Raw genomic sequence first — 23,966 nt, forward strand, 5'->3', positions numbered from 1 at the left:
GCGCCGTATACTCAGAAATGGATTTAAGAAGACAGTTAGGGGTAAAAAAGTGAACTGAAAGCGGAAACAAAATTAGAGGCGGGGAGGCTGCGGCCATCATAAAAAACAACATACAAAAGCTTCTGGAGCCGCTCCTGGAGCGGGTTTCCCGCCGTCTGGCCAACAAGCTGATCCTGCTGTTCTCCATTATTATCATCCTCGTGGTCACGTCGCTGACGTTCATCTCCTACGGGATGCTGCGCAAGGAATCGGTGAACAACAGCATAGCGAGCACAAGCAACAATCTGCTGCTGGTCGGCCGCAATCTGGAGAGCTATCTTGACGGGATTGAGCAGCTGTCCCTGCCGCAGATCTCCTATGATGAATTTGCTTACGCCATTACGCATGAATCACAGGATTATGCTTCCAAGATGTATGTGGAGGATTATCTGAAAAATCTCTATTTTTCACGCAAGGATCTGGAGTCCATCTATCTCTATATCATCAAGGAGCAGAAATATTATTACGTGACCAAGGAGAACTATAATATTACGGTCCGGGTCACCGAGCATCCGCCGATTGATCATCTGACCTGGTATAAGCGCGCGCTGGCCAGCCCGAATAACCGGTCCTATCAGTCTTTTGTCAGTGATCATGCGGAGAAGGGCGACTACAAGGTCAATACAGATGCAAGCTTTATGGGCTATCACCGGCTGCTGCGCTCGATTGCTTCCCGTGAGCCCCAGGCGGTGCTGTCGCTGTATTTCAACTCCAGTGTGGCGGATGAGATTATGAAGGACATTCCCTTCGCGGAAGGGGAGCATCTGATGTATATCAGCCCGGACAATGAGCCTTACGTGGTGGATGATCAGGCGTTCTATGAACGGACAGAAGAGGCGGATCTGCTGAATAAGCTTACAGCGGAGCAAGGCGGACAGGTGACCTGGTCAGACGATCAGGAGAAATACCTGGTCATCTACGATATCAGCCAAAAAGAGGGCTGGAAGCTGGTCAAGCCGATTCCCTACAAGCAGATTTATGAAGCGGCGACCACGACGCGCAAGCTCAGCTATTCGATCGGGCTGCTCTTTCTGATTGCCTCGGTTATTCTGGTAGGCTTCCTGTCCAACCGGATTACCCATCCGCTGAAAAACCTGTCCCTGCAGATGAAACGCTTCAGCGCCGGCAGCTTTGAGGCGGAGGCGAGGGTGGAGGGCAATGATGAGATTGCCTATCTGTCACGGCATTTTAACAAAATGGTGGAACGGACGAACGAGCTGATCAATGAACGCTACAAGATGAAGATTGTTGAGAAAAACGCGGTGCTCAAAGCACTCGAAGCGGAGATTAACCCGCATTTTCTGTATAACGCTCTTCAGGCAATCTCCACCAAGGCGCTCAAGAACAACAATGATGATATCGTCGAGATGGTGGACAATCTGGCGCTTACCCTCAGGTATTGCATCAGCGGACGTGATGTTGTCCAGGCGAGCGAGGAGCTTAGGCATATTGAACGCTATATGGCCTTGCAGAAAGCCCGGTTCGGCAGCCGGATGCAGGTGGTCTATGAATGGGATGAGAGCCTGCTTACGCTGCGGATTCCGAAGCTGTCCGTGCAGACGCTGGTGGAGAACTGTATCAAGCATGCCCTGGAAAAGGTGTCGACCACCGTGACTATCCGGATTGAGGCGCATGTGACGCCGGCCTACAGTGTGATTTCGGTGATGGATGACGGGCCCGGAATGACGGCGGAGCGGCTGGAAGAGGTGCTGGGCTCGCTGCAGATTCAGTGGGATGAGGAGGCCGGCGGTGCTGAAGCATCCGGTGAGGACGAAGGACACGAGAGCATAGGCCTCAAAAACCTGAATACCCGGCTGAAGCTGCTGTACGGTGATGAAGCGGGTCTGCTGATAACAAGTGAAGGAAACGGAACGCAAATGGATATTCTTTTACCGCGGGGAGGCCAATAACAACATGTATAGAGTGCTGATCATTGATGATGAGGAGCCGCTGCGCGAAGCGATTCATATTCTGGGCGACTGGAAGGGGCTGGGTGTCGGCGAGGTGCTGGAAGCCAGCGACGGCAAGACCGGACTGGACATGCTGCGCAAGGACAAATTCGATCTGGCCCTTGTTGACATGAAAATGCCGGAGCTCAGCGGCAGCCAGCTGCTGCAGATTGCGGAGCAGGAATTTCCGGAGCTGCTGCTGATTGTGATCAGCGGCTATAATGATTTTGAATATACCCGGCAGGCGATCCGCTCCAAGGTGGTCGATTATTTGCTGAAGCCGGTGAACCGCGGCGATCTTAACAGTGCGCTGCGCAAAGCTGTAGATCTGCTTGAAGCCAGGAAGCGGAAGAGAAGCGAGTTCATTGCGCAGAACATCACGCTCAATATGTCTGTGCCCAAGCTCAAGGAAAAGATGTATCTGTCCATTCTGGACCGCAGCTTCAAGAACCAGTCGAACGAGGCCTTTCTGCCGCTGATCGGCGGGGATACAGCCGGCAACCAGTTTACGGCCGGCATTCTGCGGCTGCTTAATCTGGAACAGGTACGCAAGGGGCGGTTCCATGAGGACCGTGATCTGATGCATTTTGCCGTGACAAATGTGATTAATGAGAACAGCGGTGGAGCATTTGAAGCGTTCAGCTTCGTGAACCCAAGGAATGAGCGGGAACTGATTGCGATCTTTACGATGAAAAAAGGCTATGAGGAGGATGCGGTCTTCCACTCCATGCACCAGCTGAAAAAAGCGGCCGCGACGCTGAAGGAGCTGTTCGGCATACTGTGTGCCGGTGCGCTCGGCGCTACATACGGTGATTATCTGGAGCTGGCGGACTCTTATGATATGGCTAAAGCTAGGCTGGATGATATTGACCTGCTGCAACTGAAGGGGCCGGTGGTTTCCGGCGGGGGGGGCCCCGTGCAGGAATTCAAGGACAGCCCTTCCCTGACCGGACGGATGCCGCAGATCCGCAGCATCCTGGAGAGCGGGAATGCCGCCCATGCCAAAAGCATTCTGAACGAATTCACCCAGAGATGGCAGTCCTCGGCCCATTTCAGCCTGGGAGATGCGGACCGGACACTCCGCGAGCTCCTGATTCTGCTCGGTGATATTGCCGGAGAGCTGGATGAGGTGCCGGCTGCGCTGCGTGCTGTCAAGAATAAAGGGCTGGCTGCACTTGGCCTCAGCGGCGATTATACTTCGTTCAGCCAGTTTGAAGGACTGCTCAATGAGCTTCTGGATGCCTATGCCGGTGAAATCAGCAGATCGCTTGCCGGCAACCGCAGCGGTGTGCTGGAAAATATTAAAGCATACATTGATAACCATTATTTTGAGAATATTAAAATATCGATGTTCACGGATAAGTATTTCCTGAGCAGAGAATACTTGATGAAGCTGTTCAAGGGCAAATACGGCTGCGGCATTCATGAGTATGTGCAAAAGGTGAGAATGGACAAAGCCAGGGATCTGCTGGCCGACCCGGCGCTCAAGGTTCAGGATATTTCCGAAATGCTGGGCTATAAGGACAAGAATTACTTCAGCAAGGCGTTCCGCAATTACTATGAATGCTCGCCTTCTGAATTCCGGGCCCGGGCCTTGGAGGCAGAAAAGTGAAACGGTTACATTAGCCCACTTTTTTACCCTTAGAAGTTCACTTATGTACATTCTTATCCTTTTTCTTTTTATTTAGAATAAACACCAAGAACACAAGATACATGAGGAAAAGGGGGCAACATCATGTTAAAAAGATTCATGGCAGTCTCAGCGAGCCTGCTGCTCGCAGGGGGATTGCTGGCCGGCTGCGGGGGCAATAACAATAATGCCGCTAACAACACAGCTGGAACAAATGGCGGGGATAACGCAGCAACCGAAACAGACTCCTCCAAGCCTGTAACGATTAATATGTTCACCGCATCACCGGAGTACACGGACGCCTTCAATGCATACATTGCCGAGTACAAAAAAGTGAAGCCGAACGTGACCATCAACCTGGAAATTATGCAAGCCGACTATAATACCGTACTGAAATCCAAAATTGCCGCAGGCAGCACGCCTGACGTCTTCCAGACAACTGCCGGCGGGGATATCGATACTTTTGCCGAATACAGCGCTGACCTGACCAATGAACCGCTGGCTGCAGCCATGACAGACGCCGTACGGGCCAACATGACCTCTACTGACGGCAAGGTGCTGGGGCTTCCGGTAAAAGGCAACCTGTTCGTATTGATGTATAACAAAAAACTGCTGGCCGATGCCGGTATCACTGATGTTCCGAAAACAACCGCCGAGCTGGATGATGCCATCACCAAGCTGGAAGCCAAAGGCATCACGCCATTCGCCAATGCTTATAAAGAGTGGTGGGTATGGAAGCACATCTTCCAGCACTTTGTAGATGCAGCGGCTATGGATGCCGGTATCGATGCGAAGACACTGGTAGCCAACTTCATCGCCGGTGAGACCACCTTCAAGGATCATCCGGTGCTGTACGATAATTTCTTCAACTTTATCGATACTACCGTTAAGCACGGAACAGACAAGCCGCTGGAACGTGACAGCAATGCTGAAGTGAGCGATTTTGCACTTGGCAAAGCAGCGTTCATGACCGGTAAAGGCGCATGGGATGAAGAAGCGATCAAGAAGATCACTCCAGACTTCGACCTTGGCATCGCAGGCTACCCGGTCAGTGACAAGGCTGAGCAATCCCAGATTATTACCGGTGCTGACCAGGCGCTGCGCATTAACAAGGATTCCGCAGTAGCTGCCGAAACCATCGAGTTCTTCAACTGGCTGTACACTTCCGACTACGGTAAAAGCTGGTTCTCTACTGTAGCCAAAGTCATTCCGCCAATCAAGGATGCTCCAATGCCTGACCTGCAGATGCCGAAGGAAATGGATGAAATCCTCAAAACCGAAAAATCCGGCGACCTGTCCGTCAACTACTCGCTGGATACCTTCCACCAGAAATTCGGCGAGCTGATGCAGGCCTACATCGGCGGCAGCAAGACTAAAGACCAGGCGATCGACGAAATTCAGAAGGCATGGATTCAATTCGGTTCGGCTGAATAACAGAAAGTGATAATCCGAGACGGTCTCGAAGGTAAGGTTCTTACCGGCGGGGCCGTCTTTGTTATGTAACAGAGTTTTTTAAAGCGGATTGCTCGGCGGCTAGCCGCAACTGCGGGGAATGTTTGGATTTCCTGAATATATCTGCTGGCCGCAGTAGAAATCCAAAACATAAAGGCGGACGCTGCCGCTCCTCCAATTCCAAACTTCCCCTCCGTTGCTTCGCCGCTAACGCAAATGCTCTAAAAATCAAAAGTTACGAATACAAAGACAGGCTTTATAATTAGGAGAGAAGGAAGACACCATCATTTGTCAGGAGGCTTCAACACTTATGACCAGCAAGCTGCTAGAGATAAATGAAAACGGATTATATCTTACGATCGAAATTACAAAGGAGCTGGATGTGCGGCTGCTGCATTTCGGGGCGGCGCCGCTTGAGCCGGGAGCGATTGCGGACAAGCATAAGCCGGGCTTCCGGCTGCTGGAGCTGCAGCTGTCCGGTGAAGACCGCGCAGAGTATCACGGCCGGACGCACCGTGCCTCTTATCCGGGGCTGCGGATGGAATATGACGGACATAGCGATACTGTTAATGCGCTGGGGCGTAAGCTTGAGTTTACTCTGAAAGATCCCCTCACTGCGCTGAAGGCCGTGCAGCATTTTCAGTTTTACCGCGGGGTGCAGATCGTCCGTTCCTGGACGGTGCTGAAGAATGAAGGAGACAGTGATATTGCTGTAGAATATGTTTCTTCCTTTGCCCTCACAGGTGTGGACAAGGAGGGGAGCGGTGACAGGGGGGACAAGATAGAAGTTACCCTGGGACACAGCGGCTGGCAGAGCGAGCTGCAGTGGCGGACCTACAGCCTGCCGGAGCTGGGCATGTATCATCTGGCTGACAGGGGCTCGAAGCGGATTGCCGCCAGCAATACCGGCTCCTGGTCTGCGGCGGAGCTGCTGCCGATGGCGGTGCTGCATAACAAGGAGAGCGGAAGCAGCCTGTTCTGGCAGATTGAGCATAACGGCTCGTGGCACTGGGAGCTGACCGACCAGTACGATCAGCTAACTCTCCTGGTCAGCGGACCGACAGAGCATGACAACCACTGGTGGCTGAAGCTTGCGCCGGATGAAGAATTCAACTCCGTGCCGGTTGGCGCCGGCTCCGTGCAAGGGGGAATAGAAGCGGCGGCCGCGCAGCTGACGGCCTACCGCCGGATTATCCGCAGACCGAATGAGGACAATGAGCTGCTGCGGATTATTTTTAATGATTATATGAACTGCTTGTGGGGCAGCCCGACAACAGAGAAGCTGCTGCCGCTAATTGATGCAGCTGCAGATGTCGGCTGTGAATATTTCTGCATTGATGCCGGCTGGTATGCGCCGGGAGAATGGTGGGATGGTGTCGGCCAGTGGGAGCCTTCGGCTGAGCGTTTTCCGGAGGGGATCAAATATGTGCTGGATTACATCCGCAGCAAAGGCATGATTCCGGGACTGTGGCTGGAGCTGGAGGTCATGGGGATCAACAGCCCGAAGCTGGCCGTAACGGACGACAGCTGGTTCTTCATGCGGCACGGCAAGCGGGTCAAGGACCGCAGCCGTTATCAGCTGGATTACCGCAGTCCCAAGGTTATCGAACATGCCGATGGTGTTATTGCCCGTCTGGTCGAGGAGTATGGCGTAGGCTATATCAAAATGGACTACAACATTAATGCGGGTATCGGCACCGAGACGGATGCAGACAGCTTTGGAGACGGGCTTCTGCAGCATAACCGGGCCTATCTGGCCTGGCTCGACAGCATCTTTGCGCGTTATCCGGAGCTGGTCATCGAGAACTGCTCCAGCGGCGGCATGAGGATGGATTATGCCATGCTGAGCCGCCACAGTATCCAGTCCACGAGTGACCAGGAAGACTACGTGAGCTATGCGGCGATTGCCGCCTCTTCCCCGCTGGCGCTGACCCCGGAGCAATCGGCGGTCTGGTCTTATCCACTGCGCGAAGGCGATGATGAAGAGGTCATCTTTAACATGATCAACGCCCTCCTGCTGCGTGTGCATCAGAGCGGCCATCTGGCAGAGCTTGCGCCCGGCCGCAGGGAGCTGGTGCGTGAAGCGCTGGATTACTATAAATCGGTCCGCGCTCAAATCCCGCAGGCAATGCCGTTCTGGCCGCTTGGCCTGCCGGACAGCCGGGGACAGTGGGTCAGCTATGGTCTGCAGCACGGTAATATCCGCTATCTGGCAGTCTGGCGGATTGCCGGGGAAGAGCAGGGAATAACGCTGCCGCTGCCGGAGCTTGCCGGCCGGGAGGTACGGATCAGCTGCGCTTATCCCAAGCAGCATAACTCCGAATGGAGCTGGAACAAGGCGGAGGGCAGCCTGACCGTATCTGTTCCCGCCGGAAGAACGGCCAGACTGTTTGAACTGCATAGTTAAGAGGGTAAACAAGGTCTTAAGGACCCCGTACGAATAGAGACATCCTTCGCAATCTGGAAATCATTGACCAGTGCTTGCGGAGGGTGTTTTTGCTATTTTCGCAAAAAAATATTATTATTCATGTAAAACTATCTAAAAATCATAATATTGCTAATTGAAAGAATTTTTATATTTTGTCGAATCATCTCTAAACTTTGTCGAATATTATGTCGATAAATATCAAAAGATGTAGAAATAAATTTGACAGGGAAGAAATAGCACTTTACAATGCAAATATGAGCGTAATCATTACTACTATTTAGAAGCCTTGATAGCTTTTAACACAAATGATTATATAAAGTGCTTATTTCAAGGGAGGATGCATATTAATGAAAGCAACTGGTATTGTGAGAAAAGTTGATGAACTGGGACGTATTGTAATTCCGATTGAACTGCGCAGAACAATGGGAATCGACATAAAAGACCCGCTTGAAATCTTTGTTGACGGAGAAAAAATCATTCTCAGAAAATATGAGCCTACCTGCATCTTCTCCGGAAGCGCAGAAAACCTGATTAACTTCAGAGGCAAAATGGTCAGCAAGGATGTCCTTGATGAGCTGATCGCCAGCTTTGACCGGATTTAATCCTTTATTTTTAATTTGAGAATTCAGTTGGACAGAAAGACTGGAGTGCAGACACTTTAACAGTGAACGCTCCGGTCTTTTTAATGCCCGGGTCCCCGTTGCGTAGACAATGTGTGCTGCAATCCTATATCATTAAGGCGTGCAGAACAACATGAAGGGAAGGGCCGCTTTGATGACGAAGCTGAAGAAACCGGAAGCGATTGTATTTGATATGGACGGAACGCTGTTCCAGACGGAAAGCCTGTTATTGCCTGCTTACCATAAAATGTTCGATATCCTTCGCGAGGAAGGGCTGTATGCCGGTCCCACACCGCCGGAGGAGCGTATTCTGGGCAGTCTGGGTATGCTGCTTGCGCAGATCTGGAAGAACGTGATGCCGGAAGCGGATGAAGCGGTGCACCGCAGAGCGGATGAGCTGCTGCTGCAGCTGGAGATCGAAGGGCTGGAGGCCGGCGGCACACTGCTGTACCCGGGGGTCGTGGAGACGCTGCGCGCGCTGCATGAACGGGGAGTCAGGCTGTTCGTCGCCAGCAACGGGCTGGCGGATTACATACACAGCATAGTCGTTGTGCATGAGCTCAAGGATTTGTTCGAGGGGCTGTACAGTGCAGGCGGCCAGGGAACGGCAACGAAGACAGAGCTCCTGGGCCTCCTGCTGAAGGACAATGGGGTAAGCAGCGCCTGGATGGTCGGCGACCGGTCTTCCGATGTGGAGGCAGGCAAAGGCAACGGACAGACCGTGATCGGCTGCGGTTATGCCGGATTCGGACGCCAGGAGGAGCTGAAGGGCTCCGATGTCATTATTTCTGCGTTCGATGAACTGATCGGACTGTACGACAGTGCAGAATAGTTAATGGGTAAGCTCCAGTATCAATAGACTAGCCTTCTTTTCGCAGCTTGCGGAGAGAGGGCTTTTTTTGACTGATGCGGATAGAGTAAAGTTGTGTGAGGCTTTCATTCAAAAAAATAGGTTGATAACCTATCTAAATTATGATTTAATTCAATATATCTCCGCAGAAACGGAATCCGTCCGGGTGTTCTTGGGTGCAAGACGGTAAGCCGTTTCTTCTTGCTGCTTGTGTAACTCTTTCTCCCGGATGTGAATATAAATACTTGGCATGAGGTGACCCCCTTTGATCAACTTGTCTGTTGTCGTACCCGTCTACAATGAAGAAGACCGGATTATAGAGCTGTACCGGAGTATAACAGCTGCAGTTAAAGACAAGGCGGGCAGCTATGAAATCGTGATGGTCGATGACGGCAGCAGAGACCGGAGCGCTGCTATTCTCGATGAGCTGGCCGCAGGGGACAAGGCGGTTAAGGTCATCCATTTCGAGCGTCACTGCGGTGAGACGGCAGCGGTCTCGGCAGGACTGAAGCAGTCCGGCGGTGAGCTGATTGTGCTGATGGACGGCGGACTGCAGGGCGATCCGCGGGATATTGTCCGGCTGATGCCGTTTATCAACAAGGTGGATTTCGTGAACGGGCGGCGGACGGATTCCAAGGCATCCCTGCTAACCAGGATTCCTGCCCGGCTAGGCAACCGGCTCCGCAACTGGCTTACCGGAGAACAGATCCGTGATTCGGAATCCCCGCTCAAGCTGATGACGCGTGAGGTGGCGGACAGCTTTCATTTATACAACGGGATGCACCGCTATCTGCCGACACTGGCGCGGATGAACGGCTTTTCCGTCATTGAGGTCTCTGTTACCTATCGCAAAAGAAAACGGAAAAGCTTCAAACGTCCGCCCGGCAAACAGCTTGTTACCAAACTTTTGGATGTAGTGGTCATTTGTATGCTGAAACGCAGAGTTGTCCGTTACCGGATCAGATCCTCCCCAAATCTGAAGTAAGACATATAAAGTGGATCATCGGGCTGGTGACGAATGCTGCTGTCAAAATTTGAAATAAAAATGATTTTTTTCTGAAAATCTAGGGGGAGTCAAAATGTACCAAAAATCTGCGATAAAACGCTTGTTCAGCAGACCTATCATACTATTCAGCATTGTGCTGCTGATCAAAAGTGCCGTAGCCTGGTTTGTCGTCTTCAGCGGAGGCCCGAGCTGGAGCATGGCATTCACAGAGATTCCTTTTTTCCTGATTGTGTTCAGCCTGATTGAATGGCTGGCCTCTAAACGGAAAATTCTTTATTACATGATCACAAACCTGCTGATTACCATTATCTATTTTGCTGTGCTGATGTATTACAAATATTACGGGGTCATTGCTACCTATCACGCGCTTCAGCAGGCGGATAAAGTGACCAAGGTCGGGGAAAGCACGTATTCGCTGATTACACCGTATTACCTGTTTATTTTTGTCGATATCATCTTCTTCCTGTTCTTCATGTTCCGTCCCAAATATATTGCCAAGTGGAAGGAACGGGGGGCAATCCGGATGAGCCGGCCCGCGCTGCTGATCCTGTCTGCGGTTTCTATTGGCCTGTGTGTCTTTAACATCTGGCCTAACCATGCAAGCATGAACGAGATTAAAAAAGCGGAAAGTATGGGGATCCTGAACTACGAGCTGTACACGTTGTTTGCTGACACGACAGAGGATGAGGCACTGATTGCCCCTCAGGACATCACGCAGCAGGCGGTGAATGAGGTTAAAGGGATCAAGGAGCCGGCAGCGCCGCTCTACTTCGGAGCCGACAAAGGCCGGAATCTGATTGTGGTGCAGATGGAATCGTTCCAGAATTTCCTGATCGGGCTGAGCATTGACGGGCAGGAAATTACACCTAACCTCAACAGGCTGGTACGCGAAAATACGTACTTCAACAACTTTTACACCAATGCAGGGCAGGGGACAACCTCGGATGCCGAGTTTGCGGTAAATACCTCTTTTTATGTGCCCAAGAACGAACCGGCGACCTCCTCTGACTATATGAGAAAAGCGGTACCGAGCCTGCCGAAGCTGCTTGGCAGCAATGGTTATGTGACAGCGACGTTCCATACGAACAGCGTGGAGTTCTGGAACCGCACCGCCTTGTACAAAGCGATTGGCTTTGACAAGTATTATGATCAGGCCTTTTACGGGGATGACGATCACATTGCCTTCGGTTCTTCAGATGAGGTGCTGTTTGCGAAGACTGTACCCGAGCTGGTCAAAATGGATACCGGAGACCAGCCGTTCTACGCGATGGTGATCTCTATGAGTGCGCATCATCCTTACAGGATTCCTGAGGAAAAATACAAAATGGTGCTGCCTGACCGCTACAAGGGAACGCTGCTCGGTGATTATATTCAGGCCCAGAACTATGCCGATTATGCCATGGGGCAGTTTCTGGAGGAGCTGAAGGCGGGCGGCCTGTGGGATGACAGCCTGGTTGTCTTCTACGGGGACCACCAGGGGGTGCCGATGTATACGCTGGACAGCGGGGAGAAGGAGCTGATTAACGGGCTGGTCGGTCATGACTACGGCTATACGGATATGTTCAACATTCCGTTCATTGTCCATTCGCCAAGCGGCGGCTTGCCTGCTGTCATGAGCGGAACGGGCGGCCAGGTTGATATTCTGCCGACAGTTGCTAATCTGCTGGGAGTTTCCGTAGCGGGGCAGCTGCATTTTGGCGAAGACCTGTTTAATCAGGACAGTAATCTGCTGCCGGTGCGGCATTTCCTGCCGACGGGTTCCTTCATTAATAACCAGAGCATTTACGTCACTGGTGACGGCTATGCTGACGGTACCAACTACAGCCTGCTGGATAACTCCAGTCTGGCCGGCGGCTCGACGGAATCGCAGTTCACCGCAGTCCAGCGTCTGCTGAGCCTGTCGAACAGCTACCTGCTGCAGCTGCCGGACCGGGCGGATCAGACGGAGAAATAGACATGGCTGGAGTAACGGGAGTAATGAAATAGGAGTAGAATGAGCACCAAGTGTGGGTGAAATCCTGCACTTGGTGTTTTTTTATTTATGTTGGGGGACGCCTTGGCGTTGGAGATAGGTGGGATGGTGATATGAGTGGGGGACTGAAGGTATTTAGTTATTAGAAGACGGCGGGGCGGGCAGAAACGGGCGGAGCGGCGAAATCAAAGGCAAAAATGCCTTTGAATTGGCGGGAAACGGGCGGAGTGGCGAAATCAAAGGCAAAAATGCCTTTGAATTGGCGGGAAACGGGCGGAGCGGCGGAATCAAAGGCAAAAATGCCTTTGAATTGGCGAGAAAGGGGCGGAGTGGCGAAATCAAAGGCAAAAATGCCTTTGATTTGGCGAGAAACGGGCGGAGTGGCGGAATCAAAGGTGAAATTCCCGTTAATTCTCCCCGGTAGTGTGACGAAGAGGTGCGGCCGGACGTCGGTGAGTGATATTACACCAAATTAAGAGTAATCCGCCTGTCCGTTCAGCTGCTCGAAATAGGCGTGGACTTCATCCAGCAGCTCGATGAGCTGAGCGCTTTTGTCCTCACCCAGATGGTCAATCATACCCTTGAACGTCTCACGGATTTTGGCAATAGCCTGGTCGGCGAGCTGCTCGCCCTGCTCCGTCAATTGGATCGCGCTGATCCTGCGGTCCTGGGAGTCGCTGGTACGCACGACCAGTCCCTGGCTGAGCAGGCTGTTCACCATTTGTGTGATGGTGGGAGAGGTTACACGCAGCAGTTTGCTGACTTCCGAGACGGTAAGCGTGTCCTTTCCCGTTCTTTTTTTGCCCATGCGAATCGTAATCAGTACCCGGATTTCACTCGGCTTTAGCCCGAACATTGTCGTCTTTTGCCAGTTCAGCCGGGAAAATTGCTGAAAAGCCCCCATAAGGCCGTCTACTTTGTTATACCTGTCTTCGTTCATTAGTACACCCCGTAAGCATATTTACCTATAATTATAGCCCAAGGTAAGGGGGAAAAGGAAACGGTAACTCTCGCTCCGACAGGTGAACGGACATAATAATACTAGAAGGTCCATTGTTACCAGACAAAGCAGAGGGGGATTTTGAACCGCAGGAGCAGAACCATGGCGGAATATCTGGTGATTTTAAAAGCCGGGTATTACCTAATAATAGTTTTACTATCGCAATTACTAATAAAATTTTTCTCTGCCTGAGGATGTAATTAAACCTTACAAAAGACTAGAAAAATCTTGAGGCAATCTGTATATTAAGTTAAGAAACTTTACTAATTATAAGGTTCAGGGGAATATAAGAGAGTATGAGGCAAATTATGAGAGTAGAGGGCGAACGATGAACATGTCATCTGCAGGAACGCCGAAAGCGATGCGCAATATGAATGAAATGCTGATCCTGAACCGGATTATTGCCGGCGGACCGCAATCCAGAGCGGATCTTAGCCGTGAAACGGGACTGAGCAAGCCGACCGTATCCTCGGCGGTAACCCAGTTAATCGGACGGGGACTGGTCAGAGAAACAGGACGGGCGGAGAACGCCCAGGGCCGCAAGGCCACTCTGCTTGAATTTAACCGGAAATGCTATTATGTCATCGGCGCGGACCTGGGGGCGACCCGGATCAGGATGGCTCTGGCGGATATGGGCGGAGAGATTTGCCATTACAAGCAGCTGGCTATGCCGGCAGATCATCTGGTAGAGCCGGAGTTTCAGGACTTTCTGGTGCAGGGCCTTGAAGGGCTTCTTGCCGAAGCCGGGTTAAACTGGGACAGCATCCAGGCGGCGGCTTTCGGTATTCCCGGTGTTGTCAATCCTGCAGACGGCGAAGTGTCCGAGCTGGTATTGCCGCTGCGTGGCCGCGAAGCTGCGCTGAAGCTGGCGAATCTGGCGCAGCTGTTCCCGGTGCCCGTGGTCACCGAGAATGACGTCAATCTGGCTGCTTTGGCCGAGTATACCCTGTCCGGAGCGGAAAAAAACCGTTCCCTGCTGTACTTCTCCATCGGTGAAGGAACCGGGGGCGGGCTGATTATCGGCGGGGAGATTTACCGCGGGCTGGGCGGCGGTGCCGGTGAATTAGCCAATGTGGTGCTTGGCGCGGGCAGGCTGGAGGATATTCTGTCTGCGGGCGGACTGAAGCAGCTCGCCTCCGGCATAGCCGCTGCACAGCAAACAGCGGCGGCAGCTCCACTGCTGGCAGTGCCGGGAGTATCTGCAGAGCAGATATTTAATGAAGCCCGCAGCGGCAATGTTCTCGCAGAATCCGTTCTGGATGCATACTGCCGCCTGCTGGCAGAAGCACTTGGCAGTATTTGTGCAGTAATCGCTCCGGACCGGGTAGTGCTGGGAGGCGGGATCGGCGGAAACGGGGACCTGCTGCTGCACAGGCTGGAAGCGGAGCTGGCGCAGCTGCAGCGCAAGCCGCAGCTGTCCGTATCCGGCCGCGGGGATAAGGATGTTGTGCTCGGTGCCATGCAGATTGCCCTACAGGCTGCTTTTCGCCGTATTCGCGGACAGTAGGCCGGAATAAGAAACCATAACATGCGGAGGAATTCACAATGAATCTATTTAGCGCAGGAATCGATGTCGGCGGAACCAAAACACTGCTCTGCCTGACAGATGAGCAGGGCAATATTCTGGAGGAACATAAGCTGGAGACACAGCTGAGCCGTGATCCCGAAAGGTTCTTCAACTGGTTGTTCGATGAGCTGGAGCAAGGCTGTATCCGAAACGGCGGTACACTATCATCGCTTAAGGGAGTAGGCATCGGCTTTCCGGGAGTGATGAATGAACGTACAGGGACCCTTACCAGTGCACCAGCGCTGAACTGGCCTGCCGTTGATATCCGTCCGCTCATAGCTGCACGTTATCCGGGAGCTGTCGTGCTCGACAACGATGTCAATATGGCAGCACTGGGCGAGCATGCGGCAGGAGCGGCTGCCGGCTCCGGGCATTTCATCATGATTACGGTTGGAACCGGAGTCGGGAGCGCCCTGTTCCTGGACGGGCGGCTGTACCGGGGAGCCGGCTTCGCCGCCGGCGAGATCGGCTATCTCATTGTTAAGCCGGGCGAGTACACTGCGGCAGCTGATCCGGAGTACAGCGAGTTCGGCCCGTTTGAAATGGAGGCGTCCGGCACAGGGATCGGAGCAAAGGCAGCGGATTACCTGCACAGCAGCGGCCGCCAATCTTTAATCCGCGAACTGGCGCAGGGCGGACCGGTCCGGGCCGAGCATGTTTTTGCAGCCGCCCGGCGTGAGGATGAAGCGGCATTGCAGCTTTTGGATCAGGCATACGAGCACATGGCGGCTGTTATCAAGAATATAGTGCTCACGCTCGATCTGGAGCTCGTCATTCTCGGCGGCGGAGTGGTGGAGAAGAATCCCGGATATATAGACGAAATTATCAAGCGTGTCAGCCGGTATACCCCGCATCAGCCGCCGGTAATCAGGCAAGCGGTGCTCGGCAACCGGGCGGGGGCGATCGGAGCTGCGGCGGCTGTAAGAAGCAGGATCACTTCAGGTAATTAAATAGAAACGAGGGTTAGATCATGAAACGTGAACTGGGCATAACAAGATTTTCGGTCAAGAGTAAGGAGTCCGAGGTACTGCTGAAAATGCGCGGACTCTACCTGTTCACGGGTCTGGCGGGGGGAAGCTTCAATCCGTACGTCACTTCACTGCTGGTTCATCAAGGCATGAGCAGCCAGGCAATCGGGGTTATGATGGCCTTCGGCACCCTGCTGGCGATTCTGTTCCAGCCCTTGTGGGGGATTCTGGTAGACCGCTATCAGCGGACAAGGCTGGTGCTCATGCTCACCTTGATTATTCCCGGAACCATCGTTTATTTTTATAATTTGGGATGGCTGATGGTTATAGTACTGGTATACAGCCTGTACACTATATTTCAGAGTACACAGACGCCGATTGCCGACTCCTATGCGGTAAGGGCGGCCCAGGCGGCAGGCACCTCCTTCGGCACAATCCGGCTGTTCGGCAGTGCCGGGACGGCGCTGGGCGGATATTTTGGCGGAATGTATCTCAATTGGCTGGGAGTAACGGAGCTCTGGATACCGTTCCTGATCTTTAACCTGCTCGCGCTTACGCTGGTAATCACTATTCCAACTAGTGTGGAGCGGAGAAGCACCAGCGTGACCTTCTCACAGGGGATCAGAAAGCTGCTGGGCAACAAGGTGTTTCTGCTGTTTCTGGCCGGCTGTTTTCTGGTCAACCAGACGCTGACTGCGTTCAATTCCTTTTTCGTGCTGACCTTTCAGATGGCCGGAGGCAGCTTCTCGTTGTCGGGCATTGCGCTGCTGATTGCTTCTATTACCAGTGTTCCGGCAATGCTGGCCGCATCCAGAGTGCTGAACAAATACGGCTATGAAAAAACACTGATGCTGGCTTCCGTTGCTTACATGCTCCGCTGGGCCATACAATGGCTCATTCCGGTTCCCGGTGTTATGATAGGTGTCCAGGCGCTGCACGGACTTTCCTTCGGCTTTTTCTATATTGCTGCTGTGGAATATGTAGCTTCGATAACAGGCAAGGAGCTGCAGGCTACAGGACAAAGCTTGTTCAATATGGTGTTTGTAGGCCTCGGCGGAATCGCCGGGAATTTGCTGAACGGTTATCTGCTGGAGACGGGCGGACCGGGGCTGATGTATTTTGCCTGTACGGTCAGCGCTGCGGCCGGTGCTTTATTACTGTACAGGGTTAAGGCTGTCTCGCATTCAAGTCGTTAACATTTCGAAAAAGGGAGGGGAGGAGCTATGAAGCGCAGTTGGTACAGTCGGATGCTATTTTCATACTTCCCTGTCTTTCTTCTTGTCGTGTCTGTACTTATTTTTCTGGCCTTTATGATCATTACAGAGCTCTCCCGCAGCGAGACGCAAAAAGCGAATTACATCTCAACCAGCTACATTGTAGATACCGTGGAACGGACATTTAGTGATGTGCAGCTCAGTGTGCTGGATGAGATAGAGAATAACTATTCCTACAACGATTTTTTTGATAAGTCCGGTGCAGCCTACCCGGGTGACAGCTCCTACGAGATTGTCCAGAGCATGAACCGTCTGGCTGAACGCATCAGCCTTATCGACTCGATCTACATTTACCGCAGCAAGGACAGGCAGATTCTCAGCCAAAGCGGCTACGTGGACCTGGATTTAACGCATGAGGGAGCATACATCGATCAGATTTCACAGCAGCAGGTGCAGACCGGATGGAGTCCGGTACGGATGTACCATCCAAGAAATGCCAAGGCCGATTATCCGGTGGTCAGTCTTGCCAGAAGGCTTCCGATTCCCCTGGGCTCAGACGGTTACATCGTGATCAATATCAGCGTATACCGACTGGAGCGTCTGGTGGACGGTTTAACGAACGGCGAGCTTTCTTTTGTCCGGATAAAAGATTCCGCAGGCACCCTGTTGTATGATTCATCGCAGACCTCAGATGATGACAATCTCCGCAAGCTATCCACCATTCAGGCGGACAGGCTGGGCTGGACCTTTGAGAGCGGACTGCGGGCAGGGCGGCTGTTCGACTGGATTTCGGTCATTTCCTATGTCTGGATTGTGATCGGGCTGGTGACGATTTCCCTGGGAGTGCTGTATATCATTTATATCACCCGGCGCAACTACCGGCCGATCCAGCAGCTGATGGTACGGATTCAGTCCATGCAGCCCCATGGCAAAAATGAGCCGGCCGCTGCTGCTAACCCGGATGAGCTGGCCCTGATGCACACCGCCCTGGACAGTCTGGTACAGCTGACAACCGACTATGAGCGGGAACGTTATGAAAATCTGCTGATCCGGCGCAGGCAGCTGTTCCTGGATATCATCAGCGGTGAACGTCTGAAGGATGTACCTGAAAGACTAACAGCGCTTGATCCTTTTGAGGGAAAAAGAGAGTTTGCCGCCTTTGCTGTATTTGCGGCGGAAATCAATGCCGCGGATGAGCTGAAGGTTCTTTCCCGGCAGGAGCAGAATCTGCTTAAATTCGCCCTGACGAGTGTAATCAGTGACCTGATGGCCGAGCAACAGCTTCAGGCATGGTCGGAATGGGTAAGCGGACAAAGGATTGCTGTCCTGATCGGCCTCCGGCACCGTGCTTCAGATGATGATTCCCGGCTGCTGCTCGAGCTGGCCAGGGGCTGTCACAGCTGGATTCTGGAGAATCTGCGGCTCTCCCTTACCTTTGGTGTCGGTCACACAGTTGACCGACTGCAGGATATTCACTTGTCCTATACAGCAGCTGCCGGTGTGCTGAGCCACAGGCTGGCGCTCGGAACTGAGATTGCTGCGGTTCATATGGACCGGCAGGAGGAGCCCGGGCTGCAGAGCTATAAATATTTCGGGAATTTCACCCAGCTTGTCCGTGAATTCCGGCTATCCGGGGAGAATTGGCGGAGCAGGCTGGAGGAGATTTTTGCTTCCTTCCGTAAGGACCGCTTGAAGGATGAAGAGATTTACATGCTGCTGGAGGTCATGCTGCAGGCACTGGAGCAGGAGCTTAAAGGCATCTCGGAAACACTGGACCGGCAGCTCGCATTAACCGGCACTGCAGGTTTGCAGGAGCAAATCCGCAGAAGTACCGATCTCGAGGAGATCAGGGAGCTGTTGACCGGATGGCTGAATGAAACCTACCATGTCTATGTTTCGGTGAATGAGCTCAAGAGTCACCGTGTCATGATCAAGGAAGTTAAGCATTATATAGAGGATAATTACGCCAATCCGGATCTCTCCTTAAATCATCTGAGCGAACGGTTCCAGATATCCGGCAAATATGCCAGCTATCTGTTTAAGGAAGAGTTCAATATGAAATTTGTTGACTTTCTGGCGGAACTGCGGGTAAACAAGGCGAAGGAGCTGCTGGACGACACGCAGGTCAGCATTCAGGATATTGCCCTGCAGGTTGGTTATGCTAACGCTATAACCTTCGGAAGGGTCTTCAAGCGGGTTACCGGAATGACTCCCGGCGATTACCGGAAGCTGAATCATCCGTAAGATGCAGAAGAGCAAATGCAAGCGTAAATTCCGGAAGCCATGTTGCCGGAATTTACGCTTTTTTATCGGAAACAACTAACACTTCTAGAACATTTCATGTTATTTATATGTTATGTATTTTGGTTTTCAACGATTTAACACCCTAAATTCACTGGAAAACTGTATATTATGTCATGAAAAATGACGTAAACTCTTATGATTTTCATGAAAATACGCAAAGAAACATGTATATTGTACATTCTCGAAAACGATGTAATAATTCATCCCATGATCAAGTCGATAGCATAGCAGAGACAGAGACGACTGGATTAATACCAGCATTCGAAAGGGTAAGGTGAGGGAATATGGCAAACGGTCACAGCAAAGGGAAAATGGCTTTGGGTCTTTCGGCGGTTCTTGCTTCTTCAGTATTATTATCTGCGTGTTCGCAGAATAACAGTACCAGTGCGAGTGACGGCGGATCAGAACAGGCCGGAAGCTTAAAGATCGAAGTATTTGACCGCGGCAACGCACCGGCAGGACTTACGGCATCGGATAACTTTTTGACCGACTATGTTAAAGAAAGCTTTGGCCAGCCGAACAACATCGATGTTGAATTTGTTCCTATTCCCCGTTCGGAGGAAGTAACCAAGCTGAACGTATTGATGGCAAGCGGCACAGATGTCCCTGATATTGTGTTCACCTACGATTCCGGTACCTTCAATAAATATGCTGAGCAAGGCGGCTTAACGGATCTGACTCCGCTTCTGGATGAATACGGGCCGAACCTGAAAACCTTCCTTGGTGAAGATACACTGAAATACGGCCAATATGAAGGCGTCCAATACAGCATCCCTGCCAAACGCTCTACCGTCGGGAAATACGCCTCCTTTGTACGCCAGGACTGGCTGGATAAACTGGGGCTGCCGGTTCCAACAACAACTGAGGAGCTTTATAACACCCTGGTAGCATTCAAAGAACAGGATCCGGGTGAGACCGGAGGTAAGGTTATTCCGCTCGGTATGACGATTGCCCCTGGACAATATGAGTCGCTGATCTGGTCGTTTATCCAGCCGGTGACTGAGCAGGAGCGATTCGAGCTGACCCAGACACTGAGCTCCAGAGATTATCCGATTCTGCTGCCGGGCTTCAAGGATGCCGTCCAATATATGAACAAGCTGTATAACGAAGGGCTGATCAGCAAGGATTTTGCCCTGGATGAAAATAAAGAAACGCTGAAGCAGAATGTCGGCTCCGGACTCGTAGGTGCGTTTAGTGAGGACAATGACAATATTTTTTATCCGGACGGCGCTTATGATCTGCTGCTGCAGAACCATCCGGATGCGGTCCTGACCGCGATTGATCCTTATACGAACAGTGAAGGCAAGCACGCCAAGCCGGTGGCTGCCCCGAACGGGATGTATATCATGGTTCCCAAATCCAGCAAGCATGCGGTTGAAGCGATCAAATATCTCGACTGGATGGCCTCTGAGGACCATCTGATGTACATTCAGAACGGGATTGAGGGCGAGCACTACACCTTGGAAGACGGCGTGCCGGTTGCCATTCCGAATTTGTCAGCTGAGTCCACAAACAAGCTGATGGGCGGCGGGGATATCGGGATTATCGCTAACGGCCGGATTTTCGAGAGCCAGGAGAAGAACAATGAGGCTTTTGTGAAGAGCTTCAAGCCTGAGTATCAGGATATCATTGCCAAATCACTTGATATTTCAAACATCGATGCCATTGAGCCAGTGTATACCAGCCGTCCGATTGAAGCAGAGAGTAAATACGGCACCACTCTCAGTGAAAAGGCCAAGCAGCTGATTGTTAAATCGGCGATGGTGTCGCCGGCAGAATTCGACGCAACCTATGAGAGCATGCTGAAGGACTATATGGGAAGCGGCGGACAGGCGATTCTGGATGAGCGCAAAGCGGCGTATAGCGAGCAGTAATAACAGATCTTGACGGAGCGGTGCGGCTTGGCGCCGTGCTGCTCCCCTTAACATCCAAGGCACAGCAAAGGAGGAGCCGCCCATGGGGTACGCCCGATATTTCCGCAGAAACTGGCAGATGTACGCATTGCTGGTGCTGCCTATAACCTTTTTCATTATTTTTAAATATGGCCCTATGTACGGTGTGCAGATTGCTTTTAAGGATTTCAACTTTTTCAGGGGAATCGGCGGCAGTGAATGGATCGGCCTGGACGGATTCCGCGAGGTTTTTGCCAATCATGATTTCTTCTTGACACTGCGCAATACGCTGATGCTGAACTTTCTCGATCTTATCGTATCTTTTCCGGCACCGTTAATTCTGGCTATCATGCTGTTTGAGCTTAAAGTGGCCTGGTTCAAAAAGCTGTCCCAGACCATTCTGTACATTCCGCATTTTATTTCCTGGGTAATCATCGGGGGAATCGTCTATCAATTGTTCGGCACTCAGTCCGGTATGATCAACAATCTGCTGATGAGCCTCGGCTTCGATGCTGTTCCATTCCTTTCTGATAAAAATTACTGGCTGATCACCTATCTCCTGACAGGGGTCTGGCAAAGTGCGGGCTGGGGGACGATTCTCTATCTGGCGGCGCTTACCGGCATCAATAAGGAGTTATTCGAGGCGGCTGAAGTGGACGGGGCAGGCAGGCTGAAGCGTATTCTGCATATAACAATTCCGGGAATCAAACCGACGATTGTTACGCTGCTTATCATCAATCTGGGGAATATGATTTCGATCGGCTTTGAGCGTCCGTTTGTTATCGGCAACCTGGCTGTAAGAGAATACTCGGATGTACTGAGTACCTTCGTATACCGGATCGGTCTGGAATCGGGGCAGTATACGCTGGCTACAGTAGTCGGGCTGTTCCAGGCGGTGGTCGGACTGATCTTCCTGCTGGCGGCCAATTATATCTCCAAAAAGCTCACGGACGAGAGTATCCTATAACAACCTTGTGACAGGGAGTGTGCATTATGAGTGAAAGAGCAGTTAACATAATGAGCAGAAAAGCGACTAACACAATAAACAAAAGAGCAACTAACAATGCATTTGATGTGGTCATTATCGTCTGTCTGACTCTATCGGTGCTGGCATGTCTGATTCCGTTTATTCATATTCTGGCCGTATCCTTCAGCGGAACTGTGCCGATCGCATCGGGGAAAGTCACTTTATTGCCGTTGGATTTCAATGTTGAGGCTTATAAAAAAGTGTTCAGTGATGCTGCAATGATCCGTTCGCTGGGGTTCACTGTATTTCTGACTGTGCTTTTTACGGTCCTCTGCATGATGATGACGGTTGCCGCCGGCTATGCGTTATCCAAAAAGGACCTGAAGGGCCGCAAAGTTTTTATGTTCATCATTGTAGTAACGATGTTCTTCAGCGGCGGAATTATCCCCGAATACATTCTTACGCGTGAATTGCACCTGCTTAATACGATCTGGGCACTTATTCTGCCGGGGCTGATCAGCCCGTTCTATATGATCATTCTGATCTCCTTTCTCGCCGGTATTCCGGATGCGTTAAAAGAGTCCGCTGAGATTGACGGCAGCAGCCAGTTCGGCACACTGCTCCGGATTATTTTGCCGCTGTCCATGCCGGTGCTTGCCACCTTAAGCCTGTTCTATGCGGTTGGCCGATGGAACGGATTCCAGGATACGCTGATGTATATTACCAAGCCGGAGCTGTACCCGCTGCAGCTTAAGCTGTACCAGATGATCCAGAACAGCCAGGTGTCAGATCTGATGCGGATGGAGGGCAACGCCATCAGTACAGTAGTGCCGGAAAGCCTGAAGGCTGCAACGGTAATGTTCGCGACAGTGCCTATTCTGCTGGTGTATCCTTGGCTGCAGAGATATTTTGTGTCCGGTGTAATGACCGGGGCTGTTAAGGGATAAGACGGTGTATGGGGAGCTTTGGGATTGTGGGATCTGAGATCAAAGGAATCTAAGGGGCCTTAGGAATCGGAGGAATCTAAGAAATCTTGGAAATTTAAAGTATTCTAAAGCAGTCAAAACAGTTTATGGCAAGAAAACTTCTGCTAACAATCAAAATTGAGGAGGTGTAACGGAGTGGAATTCACATCAAAAGAGCAATACTCCTTCTCGACCTGCTGGAATATCAGAAGGCATGAATCCGGTGACCGGATGATAGAGGAAATCCGTTCGCTGGGCTTCTCCAGAGTTGAACTGAACTACAATGTAACCCGTGAAATGCTGCAGACGATTGAGCCGCTAATTGAGCGAGGCGAGATCGGCATCTCCAGTGTACACAATACATTCCCGCATATAGCCGATCCCGACTACGGTACGGATTCAATCCTGCTTGGCTTTGAGGACGAGGAGCGGCGGAACAGGGCGGTAGAGCTGCTGCTGCAGTCGGCGGAATACGCCCACCGCTATGGGGCGGAGGCCGTTGTGGTGCATCCCGGCGAGGTGCCTTTTGACCGGGATATTGACCATCAGCTTAAAGAGATTTACAGCACAGAAGGACGGGAGTCCGCCGCGTATCAGCGGCTTTGGGCTGAAATGATTGAGCGCCGGGAAGCCTTGAGCGACGGCTATATTCAGCGCATTATAAGCAGCCTCGACGACGTGTGCGAGCAATCGGCAAGACGCGGGTACAAAATAAAATTCGGGATTGAGACCCGTTCGCGCTGCAATCAGATGCCGACACTGGAGGAGGCCAGGACCATTATCTCAGGCCTGAAGGGGGCACCGCTCGGCCTGTGGTACGACATCGGCCACGGCATGATGATGGGACGGATGGGGCTTTATGACAATGTGAACGAAGCGAATGCAATGATAGAAGATATTGTAGGCGTCCATATACATGAAACGATTGGACTATCGGATCATTGGTGTCCATATGTGCACAGCGGGGATGCGGAAGGCTTCGATTCCTTCCTCGATATAATTGCGCAGGCTCCGGTGAAGGTGTATGAGCTGAAAGCGGCCTGCACCCCGGCGGATATTGAACAGAGTCATCAGATGCTTGTTTCAAAGATAGCCCGGCGCACCGGGGGACGGCTTGCGCGGACAGTTGGAGGGGAATAGCAC

18 protein-coding genes are annotated in these 23,966 nt (G+C 51.9%); 17 read left to right on the forward strand and 1 reads right to left on the reverse strand.

Annotated features, from left to right (window positions below; genetic code table 11):
* Window positions 1-200: 200 nt before the first annotated feature.
* The 9 genes from AC4G46_RS10225 (at window position 201) to AC4G46_RS10265 (ending at window position 12,370) form a co-directional block, all read left to right on the forward strand.
* Entirely contained in the window at window positions 201-1,949 is a 1,749-nt protein-coding gene (locus tag AC4G46_RS10225; protein WP_491127836.1) for a sensor histidine kinase, read from the forward strand.
* Between the two features lie 4 nt (window positions 1,950-1,953).
* The gene (locus AC4G46_RS10230) at window positions 1,954-3,600 is read left to right on the forward strand and encodes a response regulator transcription factor (RefSeq protein ID WP_491127837.1); all 1,647 of its coding nucleotides are present in this window, start codon (window positions 1,954-1,956) and stop codon (window positions 3,598-3,600) included.
* A 123-nt stretch (window positions 3,601-3,723) separates the two neighbouring features.
* Window positions 3,724-5,052: a type 2 periplasmic-binding domain-containing protein gene (locus tag AC4G46_RS10235; RefSeq protein ID WP_491127838.1), complete on the forward strand. Its 1,329-nt coding sequence runs from the start codon at window positions 3,724-3,726 to the stop codon at window positions 5,050-5,052.
* A gap of 328 nt (window positions 5,053-5,380) precedes the next feature.
* Complete coding sequence (locus tag AC4G46_RS10240; protein ID WP_491127839.1) at window positions 5,381-7,477, forward strand: glycoside hydrolase family 36 protein; 2,097 nt, start codon at window positions 5,381-5,383, stop codon at window positions 7,475-7,477.
* A gap of 368 nt (window positions 7,478-7,845) precedes the next feature.
* Complete coding sequence (locus AC4G46_RS10245) at window positions 7,846-8,100, forward strand: AbrB/MazE/SpoVT family DNA-binding domain-containing protein (RefSeq protein WP_241781935.1); 255 nt, start codon at window positions 7,846-7,848, stop codon at window positions 8,098-8,100.
* 172 nt (window positions 8,101-8,272) lie between these two features.
* The gene (locus AC4G46_RS10250) at window positions 8,273-8,950 is read left to right on the forward strand and encodes an HAD family hydrolase (RefSeq protein WP_491127840.1); all 678 of its coding nucleotides are present in this window, start codon (window positions 8,273-8,275) and stop codon (window positions 8,948-8,950) included.
* A 283-nt stretch (window positions 8,951-9,233) separates the two neighbouring features.
* A complete protein-coding gene (locus AC4G46_RS10255; protein WP_491127841.1) occupies window positions 9,234-9,953 on the forward strand; it encodes a glycosyltransferase family 2 protein in 720 nt (239 codons plus the stop codon).
* A 94-nt stretch (window positions 9,954-10,047) separates the two neighbouring features.
* Complete coding sequence (locus AC4G46_RS10260; protein ID WP_491127842.1) at window positions 10,048-11,928, forward strand: LTA synthase family protein; 1,881 nt, start codon at window positions 10,048-10,050, stop codon at window positions 11,926-11,928.
* A 226-nt stretch (window positions 11,929-12,154) separates the two neighbouring features.
* Window positions 12,155-12,370 (forward strand): hypothetical protein, encoded by a 216-nt coding sequence (locus tag AC4G46_RS10265; RefSeq protein WP_491127843.1) that lies wholly within the window; start codon window positions 12,155-12,157, stop codon window positions 12,368-12,370.
* Window positions 12,371-12,418: 48 nt separating this feature from the next.
* Here the strand turns inward: AC4G46_RS10265 and AC4G46_RS10270 are convergent, their stop codons facing one another.
* Window positions 12,419-12,886, reverse strand: coding sequence for a MarR family winged helix-turn-helix transcriptional regulator (locus tag AC4G46_RS10270; protein WP_491127844.1), 468 nt, complete (start codon window positions 12,884-12,886; stop codon window positions 12,419-12,421).
* A gap of 388 nt (window positions 12,887-13,274) precedes the next feature.
* On the opposite strand from AC4G46_RS10270, the gene AC4G46_RS10275 reads away from it, so the two are divergent.
* The 8 genes from AC4G46_RS10275 to AC4G46_RS10310 all read left to right on the forward strand — a co-directional run bounded on the left by AC4G46_RS10275 (window position 13,275) and on the right by AC4G46_RS10310 (window position 23,963).
* Entirely contained in the window at window positions 13,275-14,453 is a 1,179-nt protein-coding gene (locus AC4G46_RS10275) for an ROK family transcriptional regulator (protein WP_491127845.1), read from the forward strand.
* A 38-nt stretch (window positions 14,454-14,491) separates the two neighbouring features.
* Window positions 14,492-15,463 (forward strand): ROK family protein, encoded by a 972-nt coding sequence (locus AC4G46_RS10280; protein WP_491127846.1) that lies wholly within the window; start codon window positions 14,492-14,494, stop codon window positions 15,461-15,463.
* A gap of 20 nt (window positions 15,464-15,483) precedes the next feature.
* Window positions 15,484-16,677: an MFS transporter gene (locus tag AC4G46_RS10285; RefSeq protein WP_491127847.1), complete on the forward strand. Its 1,194-nt coding sequence runs from the start codon at window positions 15,484-15,486 to the stop codon at window positions 16,675-16,677.
* An 87-nt stretch (window positions 16,678-16,764) separates the two neighbouring features.
* Window positions 16,765-18,939 carry a helix-turn-helix domain-containing protein gene (locus AC4G46_RS10290; RefSeq protein WP_491127848.1) on the forward strand — a complete coding sequence of 725 codons (2,175 nt, stop codon included), beginning with the start codon at window positions 16,765-16,767 and terminating at the stop codon, window positions 18,937-18,939.
* A 344-nt stretch (window positions 18,940-19,283) separates the two neighbouring features.
* Window positions 19,284-20,873, forward strand: a complete 1,590-nt coding sequence (locus AC4G46_RS10295; protein WP_491127849.1) for an extracellular solute-binding protein — start codon at window positions 19,284-19,286, stop codon at window positions 20,871-20,873.
* Between the two features lie 82 nt (window positions 20,874-20,955).
* Complete coding sequence (locus AC4G46_RS10300) at window positions 20,956-21,858, forward strand: ABC transporter permease (protein ID WP_491127850.1); 903 nt, start codon at window positions 20,956-20,958, stop codon at window positions 21,856-21,858.
* Window positions 21,859-21,932: 74 nt separating this feature from the next.
* Entirely contained in the window at window positions 21,933-22,805 is an 873-nt protein-coding gene (locus AC4G46_RS10305; protein WP_491128840.1) for a carbohydrate ABC transporter permease, read from the forward strand.
* 174 nt (window positions 22,806-22,979) lie between these two features.
* The gene (locus AC4G46_RS10310) at window positions 22,980-23,963 is read left to right on the forward strand and encodes a sugar phosphate isomerase/epimerase family protein (RefSeq protein ID WP_491127851.1); all 984 of its coding nucleotides are present in this window, start codon (window positions 22,980-22,982) and stop codon (window positions 23,961-23,963) included.
* Window positions 23,964-23,966: the final 3 nt, after the last annotated feature.

Source organism: Paenibacillus sp. fava2 (assembly GCF_058313675.1).